The sequence below is a fragment of the Collinsella aerofaciens genome (assembly GCF_040910325.1).
Classification (GTDB): domain Bacteria; phylum Actinomycetota; class Coriobacteriia; order Coriobacteriales; family Coriobacteriaceae; genus Collinsella; species Collinsella aerofaciens_BL.
In genome coordinates, this window is the sequence record NZ_JBDGAV010000044.1 from 1 (window position 1) to 7,386 (window position 7,386).

General features: G+C 61.3%; 5 protein-coding genes. All 5 read left to right on the plus strand.

The window, feature by feature from the left end; translation table 11 throughout:
• Positions 1–234: 234 nt before the first annotated feature.
• Entirely contained in the window at positions 235–3,042 is a 2,808-nt protein-coding gene (secA, locus tag AB5Z25_RS10440) for a preprotein translocase subunit SecA (RefSeq protein WP_271744662.1), read from the plus strand.
• A complete protein-coding gene (gene prfB, locus AB5Z25_RS10445) occupies positions 3,042–4,190 on the plus strand; it encodes a peptide chain release factor 2 (protein WP_138113004.1) in 1,149 nt (382 codons plus the stop codon). Before secA ends, prfB begins: the two co-directional genes overlap by 1 nt.
• A 165-nt stretch (positions 4,191–4,355) precedes the next feature.
• A complete protein-coding gene (locus tag AB5Z25_RS10450; protein WP_195247200.1) occupies positions 4,356–5,246 on the plus strand; it encodes a YitT family protein in 891 nt (296 codons plus the stop codon).
• 208 nt (positions 5,247–5,454) lie between these two features.
• Entirely contained in the window at positions 5,455–6,285 is an 831-nt protein-coding gene (locus AB5Z25_RS10455; RefSeq protein ID WP_225093804.1) for a transketolase, read from the plus strand.
• Between the two features lies 1 nt (position 6,286).
• A complete protein-coding gene (locus tag AB5Z25_RS10460; protein ID WP_117769460.1) occupies positions 6,287–7,228 on the plus strand; it encodes a transketolase family protein in 942 nt (313 codons plus the stop codon).
• Positions 7,229–7,386: the final 158 nt, after the last annotated feature.

Below are 7,386 nucleotides of genomic sequence, written 5' to 3' on the forward strand. Positions count from 1 at the left end.
CCCGTACCCGTTCTGGCTGGATTAATGGATGGAAACGGATGTTCTATCGGGACACACATTTTGTCCTATAAGCCCCAAAATAAACCTGTCCCTTTTTGGCAGGTTGGTCGTAGTTATTACGTGGCGGTCGAGGTCGACCGTATGGGGCGCGCCTTGTTTGGCTAAAGTACAATTATCTGTGTTTAACTCGCCCGCAGCTGCACGGCGTGGGCGATGGCCAAAAAGGAAAACCACATGGGATTCATGTCAAAGCTGCTGTCCTTTGGATCCGATAAGGACCTTAAGCGCTACTACAAGATCGTCGACCAGATCAACGGTCTTGAGCCCCAGTTTGAGAAGATGACCGAGGAGGAACTCCGCGGCCAGACCGATAAGTTCCGCGAGCGTTACGCCAACGGCGAGTCGCTCGACGACATGCTCCCCGAGGCCTTTGCCACCGTGCGTGAGGCTTCCAAGCGCACCATGGGTATGCGCCACTTTGACGTGCAGCTCATTGGCGCCATGGCGCTGCACGAGGGCCACATCGCCGAGATGAAGACCGGCGAAGGTAAGACCCTCGTCTCCACGTTGGCCGGCTATCTCAACGCTATTGCCGGCAAGGGCGTGCACGTCGTTACTGTCAACGATTACCTTGCCAAGCGCGACTCCGAGTGGATGGGCCGCATCTATAAGTACCTGGGCATGACCGTCGGTCTGCTCCAGAACAACATGCCGCTCGAGCTCAAGCGCCCGGCCTACCAGGCCGACGTCACCTACGGCACCAACTCCGAGTTCGGCTTTGATTACCTGCGCGACAACATGGTTACCCGTCCCGAGCAGCGCGTGCAGCGCGGTCACAACTACGCCATCGTCGACGAGGTTGACTCCATCCTGATCGATGAGGCCCGCACCCCGCTGATCATCTCGGGCGCTGGCACCAAGTCCGCCAGTACCTACAAGGACTTCGCGCGTGCCGTGCGTGGCCTTGAGCGCGGCGAGGACGTGTCGCACGACATGCTCACCGCCACCGAGGACGTCGAGCCCACGGGCGACTATGTCATGGACGAGGCCAAGCACACCATTGCCGCTACCGAGCGCGGCCTTAAGAAGATCGAGCGCCGCCTGGGTATCGATGACATCTATGCCGATCTCTCCGGCCAGCTTGTCAACCACCTGCAGCAGGCGCTGAAGGCCCAGTACATGTTCCACCGCGACAAGCAGTACGTGGTCACCAACGGCGAGGTCAAGATCGTCGACGAGTTCACCGGCCGCATTATGGAAGGCCGCCGTTACTCCGAGGGCCTGCACCAGGCCATCGAGGCCAAAGAGGGCGTGCTCGTGCGCGAGGAGAATCAGACGCTGGCCACCATCACCCTGCAGAACTACTTCCGTCTGTATGACAAGCTCTCCGGCATGACCGGCACGGCACTTACCGAGGATGCCGAGTTCCGCGAGATCTACAAGCTGCCCGTCGAGGTCATCCCCTCCAACAAGCCCGTGCAGCGCGTGGACCACGAGGACCTGGTGTACCGCACCATTCAGGCCAAGTACAACGCCGTTGCCGACGACGTCGAGCGTCGTCACGCCAAGGGACAGCCGGTCCTGGTGGGCACCGTCTCCATCGAAAGCTCCGAGAAGCTGTCCGCCGCCCTTACCAAGCGCGGCATCGCGCACGAGGTCCTCAACGCCAAGCATCACGAGCGCGAGGCTCATATCGTTGCCCAGGCCGGACGCTACGGCGCCGTGACCATCGCTACTAACATGGCCGGTCGTGGTACCGACATCCTGCTGGGCGGCAACCCCGACGAGCTGGTGCGCGAGCGCCTTGAGTACGAGGGCCTGACCATGGAGGACGTGACGCCCGAGCAGCTCGAGCAGTTTAACGCCGAAGCCAAGGAGACCTGCAAGGCCGAGCGCGAGCGCGTGCTTGCCGCCGGCGGCCTGACCGTTATCGGCACCGAGCGCCACGAGTCCCGCCGTATCGACAACCAGCTGCGCGGCCGCTCCGGCCGTCAGGGCGATCCGGGCGAGACCCAGTTCTACCTGTCGCTCGAGGACGACCTCATGCGCCTGTTCGGCGGCGACAAGATGGACCGCGTCTCCAAGATGATGGTCACGGCCGACATGGGCGACGACATGCCCATCCAGCACAAGATCATCTCCAAGGCCGTCGAGAGCGCCCAGCACAAGGTCGAGAGCATCAACTTCTCCATGCGTAAGAGCGTCCTTGAGTACGACGACGTCATGAACAAGCAGCGCCAGGTCATCTACGCCGAGCGCAATAAGATTCTGGACGGCAAGGACCTGACTGACCACATCACCGAGGTCATGCACGATACCGTGTACCGCTGCGTGCAGGAGTTCTGCACCAAGGACAGTCACGATGGCGAGCGCGACCTGGAGGGCCTGCGCAAGTGGGTTGTGGAGCTCACCGGCCACATCGATACGCCGAAGTTCCCCGACGAGGATTATGAGGCCCTGGCTGCCGATGTCCTGGCTTACGTAGAGAAGTGCTACAACATGAAGGCCGAGCGCTTGGGCGAGGACCTGATGCGCGAGCTCAACACCCAGGTTATGCTGCGCGTCATCGATACCCGCTGGATGAACTACCTGCAGGAGATGGACTACCTCAAGACCGGCATCGGCCTGCGCGGCTTTGGCCAGCGCGACCCGCTGGTCGAGTACAAGACCGAGGCCTACGGCGCGTTCCAGATGCTCGTCGACACCATGTACGAGGATTACCTGCGCACGGTTCTGCGCATCGAGATCAAGGCTGCCCCGCGTGCCGTGGAGCACAAGGAGGAGCCCGCGCTCGAGGGTGCGCGCTTCTCCGGTCCCGCCGAGGTCGATGGCGACAACGGCGACTCGGTGCTGCGCAAGCAGGCGCAGGTGCAGGCCCGCACGGCTGTCCAAGGCGGACCGGCTGCCGTCAACAACGGTGGCAAGGTGACCACCTATCGCAAGTCCGAGAGCGACGATCCGTACGTCAACGTGGGCCGCAACGACCCGTGCCCCTGCGGTAGCGGCAAGAAGTTTAAGTACTGCCACGGCAGGAATCGTTAATGGCTGAGGCTTTAGAGGTAACGCCCGCCGAGCTGGACGCGTTTGCGGACCGGCTCGGCGAGGTCGAGTCGTATCTCCATTTGGACGAAAAGCGCACGCGCGTGACTGAGCTCGAGGCTAAAAGCGTGGCCCCCGGCTTTTGGGATGATGCCGACGCTGCCCGTGCCACCATGGAGGAGATCGCGCGCACCAAGGAAGATATCGCTGCCGTGGACACCGCGCGCGGCGAGCTTTCCGATGCCCGCGCCGCGCTGGAGCTTGCCGAGGAGATGGGGGATGACCCCGACGCCGCTGCATTGCGCGAGGAAGCTGCCGCTACGGCAGAGCGCCTTGCCCGTGCCATCGACGAGCTTGAGCTTTCGAGCTGGTTTACCGGTGAGTTCGATCACGGCGATGCCATCGTGACCATCAAGCCCGGACAGGGTGGTCTGGAGGCCCAGGACTGGACCTTCATGCTCTTTAAGATGTACATGAAGTACTGCCAGCGTCGCGGCTGGAAGGTCACCATCAACGACTGTCCCGCGGCCGAGGTCATCGGCATCGACCGCGCTACCTTTACCGTCGAGGGCAAGGACGCATTTGGCATGCTGCGCGCCGAGGCCGGCGTCCACCGCTTGGTTCGCATTAGCCCCACCGACGACAAGAAGCGCCGCCAGACCACGTTTGCCGGCGTCGAGGTCATCCCCGTGCTACCCGATGATATCGACATCGAGATCAGTCCCGATGACATCCGCGTGGACGTGTACCACGCGAGCGGCCCGGGCGGTCAGGGCGTCAACACCACCGACTCCGCCGTGCGCGTGACGCATTTTCCCAGCGGCATTGTGGTCACCTGCCAAAACGAGCGCAGCCAGATTCAGAACAAGGCCGCGTGCATGCAGATCCTCAAGGCTCGCCTGTACGAGATTGAGCTCGAGAAGCGCGCCGAGGCGCTCGATGAGATCCGCGGACCCAAGACCACGATTGGTTTTGGCAACCAGATTCGCAGCTACGTGCTCTACCCGTACCAGATGGTCAAGGACTTACGCACGGGCGTGGAGACCAGCAATGTCGAGGCCGTCCTTGACGATGGCGACCTGGACCCGTTTGTTATTGGCTACCATCGCTGGGCTACCGGCAACGCCGATGCAGAAGGCTCGGAGGTCTAAAACATCGGGTGGCTTCAAGCCGATGTCAAGCCCAACGGTTGGACGGGTTTGTATCCAGAATAAACCCTGCGCAGGGGTGGTTTTTGTCCGGCGAATCGGTAGAATCGAATACAAGAAGAAGTTCAAAGCGCATCCGTTTGGGTGCGCTTTTTTGAGGGAGGCAGCATGGCATATCGTCTGGACATCAAGCGCATTCTTTCGATGAACTTCTTTCACGACCTGCCCCAGATCATGTTGGGGTGTGCCTTGGCCGCCATCGCGACCGACTTGTTTTTGATTCCCAACGGTCTTGCCGCCGGTGGCGTTACGGGCCTTGCCACCATTATCCAGGCGGTCGGCGCGGCGCGCGGCCTATCGCTTCCCGTTGGTATTCAGACGATCGTGATGAACGCCTTGCTGTTGTTGGTCGTTATGCGCGAGGGCGGCATGTTCTACGTGGTGCAGACCGCGACGGGCTTTGTGCTGCTGGGCTTCTTTACCGATCTGTTCGCCCCGTTTGTAGCACCTCTGGCGGATGCGGACCTGATGCTCCCTGCCATGTGGGGCGGCATTATTACGGGCATCGGTTACGGCATGGTGTTGCGCGCCGGCGCCAACACCGGCGGCTCGGACACGATTGGCCAAATCATCTCGCGTAACACCTCGCTGCCGGTGGGCTCGACCGTCATGGCGATCGATGTTGCCGTATGCGCGCTATCGGCTCCGGTCTTTTCAATCGAAAACGCACTGTATGCAGGCCTTTCGATGGTCATTAGCGGCTACGTGATCGATGCCGTGGTCGATGGTGGCAACAAACGCCGTATGGTACTCATCATCTCGGACAAGTTCCCTGATATCGCTGCCGATATCATGTATGGCCTGGGTCGTGGTTGTACCAAGTTTAAGGCGACTGGCATGTATTCGGGTGCCGAGAAGCCAGTGATTATGGTCATCGTGAGCCGTCGAGAGCTCAATACCCTCAAGACGATCGTGCGCGAGCGCGATCCTCATGCCATCGTGACGGTTGCCGACGTTACGGAAGCCTTCGGCGAGGGATTCAAGGACATTAGCGCGTAGGGTCGATCGCGTTCCATCCAAAAGACGTTCACATTGATAAACCGTTTCATCAGCGGTTCTGCCTGCTAAATTGTTCAAATAATGATAAAAACTCTGGTAAAGCCATCAGTTTCCAGCATAATGAATGACGTACGTGCATTGCGGCTGTGTTGGGATTACCTTTCCGTGCCGTGCGCATTTTGTCTAATGAGGATGAAAGGAAGGCACAATGAGCGACGAAGAGCTCAAAAAGGTTGCCAACGAGGTAAGGAAGGGCATCGTCACCGGCGTGCACGCTGCCAAGTCCGGCCATCCGGGCGGTTCGCTCGGCGCTGCCGACATCATGACCTATCTGTACTTTGAGGAAATGAACGTCGACCCGGCCGATCCCCGCAAGGCCGATCGCGACCGTTTTGTGCTCTCCAAGGGCCATTGCGCTCCGGGCCTGTACGCCGTGCTCGCCGAGCGTGGGTTCTTCCCCAAGGAGGATCTCGAGACGCTGCGCCATATCGGCAGCCACCTGCAAGGTCATCCCAACATGAACGACACCCCGGGCGTCGATATGTCCACCGGCTCGCTCGGGCAGGGCATCTCCGCCGCCGTGGGCATGGCGGTTGCCGCCAAGCACTGGGGCGATACTTACCGCACGTACGCCCTGCTGGGTGATGGCGAGAGCGAGGAGGGCCAGGTCTGGGAGGCAGCCATGTTTGCCGGCAACCATCAGCTCGATAACCTCTGCGTGATCGTCGACCACAACGGCCTGCAGATCGACGGCCCCGTCGAGGAGGTCAACGACCCCATGCCGCTCGCCGACAAGTTCCGCGCCTTTAAGTTCCACGTGGTGGAGCTTGCCGACGGCAACGATTTCGATCAGATCCGCGCCGCCTTTGCCGAGGCCCGCGCCACCAAGGGTCAGCCGACCGCCATCATCGCCGAGACCATGAAGGGCAAGGGCGTTTCCTTTATGGAGAACCAGGTTGGTTGGCACGGCAAGGCCCCCAACGATGAACAGTTTGAGCAGGCCATGGCAGAGCTCACGGCCGCCGGAGAGGAGCTCTAGGATGGCAGACGTCAAAAAAATCGCCACGCGCGTAAGCTACGGCGAGGCCCTCGTCGAGCTCGCCAACGAGCACGATGACTTTGTGGTCCTCGACGCCGACCTGGCCGCCGCCACGCAGACCGGCAAGTTCAAGGCCGCCTGCCCCGATCGTTTCTTCGATGTGGGCATTGCCGAGAGCAACCTGATGGGCGTCGCCGCCGGTATCGCGACCACCGGCCGCGTTGCCTTCGCGAGCACCTTTGCCATGTTTGCCGCCGGCCGCGCCTTTGAGCAGGTCCGTAACTCCATCGGCTACCCGCATCTCAACGTTAAGATCGGTGCCACGCATGCCGGTATCTCGGTGGGCGAGGATGGCGCCACGCACCAGTGCTGCGAGGATATTGCCCTCATGCGCGTCATCCCCGGCATGACTGTGATCGTTCCTGCCGACGACGTCGAGGCCCGCGCCGTAACGCGCGCCGCCTACGAGTGCGACGGTCCGGTGTACATGCGCTTCGCTCGTTTGGCCTCGCCGGTTATCAACGACCCCGAGACCTACAACTTCGAGTTGGGTAAGGGCATTGTCATGCGCGAGGGCGCCGACGTCACCATCATCGCCTGCGGCCTGATGGTCGGCGAGGCTCTCGAGGCCGCCGAGCAGCTCGCTGCCGAGGGCATCGACGCCGAGGTCATCAACATGCACACCATCAAGCCCATCGATGCCGACCTGATCGTCAAGAGCGCCACCAAGACCGGCCACGTCGTGACCGTCGAGGAGCATTCTGTAATCGGTGGCCTGGGCAGCGCCGTTGCCGACGTCCTGTGCGAGCAGTGCCCGACGCCCCTCAAGAAGATCGGCGTCAACGACACCTTTGGCGAGTCCGGCCCGGGTGCCGAGCTCTTGCACAAGTATGGCCTGGACGCCGCCAACATCGTGGCGACCACCAAGGAGTTCTTGGCATAAGGCAAGGCGGATCTCAAGGACTGCTTCGCCAGAACTATGGAAACCCGGCAGGGGCGCTCTCTTGGAGAGCGCCCCTGTTTCAGTTCAAGACTTTAGTCTGCTGGGCGCGCAGCGGCCAGCTTCAACCCACCCGCTATGCGGGTGGAGACAAACGGCTT

Coding starts and splice junctions, on each gene's coding strand:
- secA (WP_271744662.1), top strand. CDS start 235: ATGGGATTCATGTCAAAGCTGCTGTCCTTTGGATCCGATAAGGACCTT.
- prfB (WP_138113004.1), top strand. CDS start 3,042: ATGGCTGAGGCTTTAGAGGTAACGCCCGCCGAGCTGGACGCGTTTGCG.
- AB5Z25_RS10450 (WP_195247200.1), top strand. CDS start 4,356: ATGGCATATCGTCTGGACATCAAGCGCATTCTTTCGATGAACTTCTTT.
- AB5Z25_RS10455 (WP_225093804.1), top strand. CDS start 5,455: ATGAGCGACGAAGAGCTCAAAAAGGTTGCCAACGAGGTAAGGAAGGGC.
- AB5Z25_RS10460 (WP_117769460.1), top strand. CDS start 6,287: ATGGCAGACGTCAAAAAAATCGCCACGCGCGTAAGCTACGGCGAGGCC.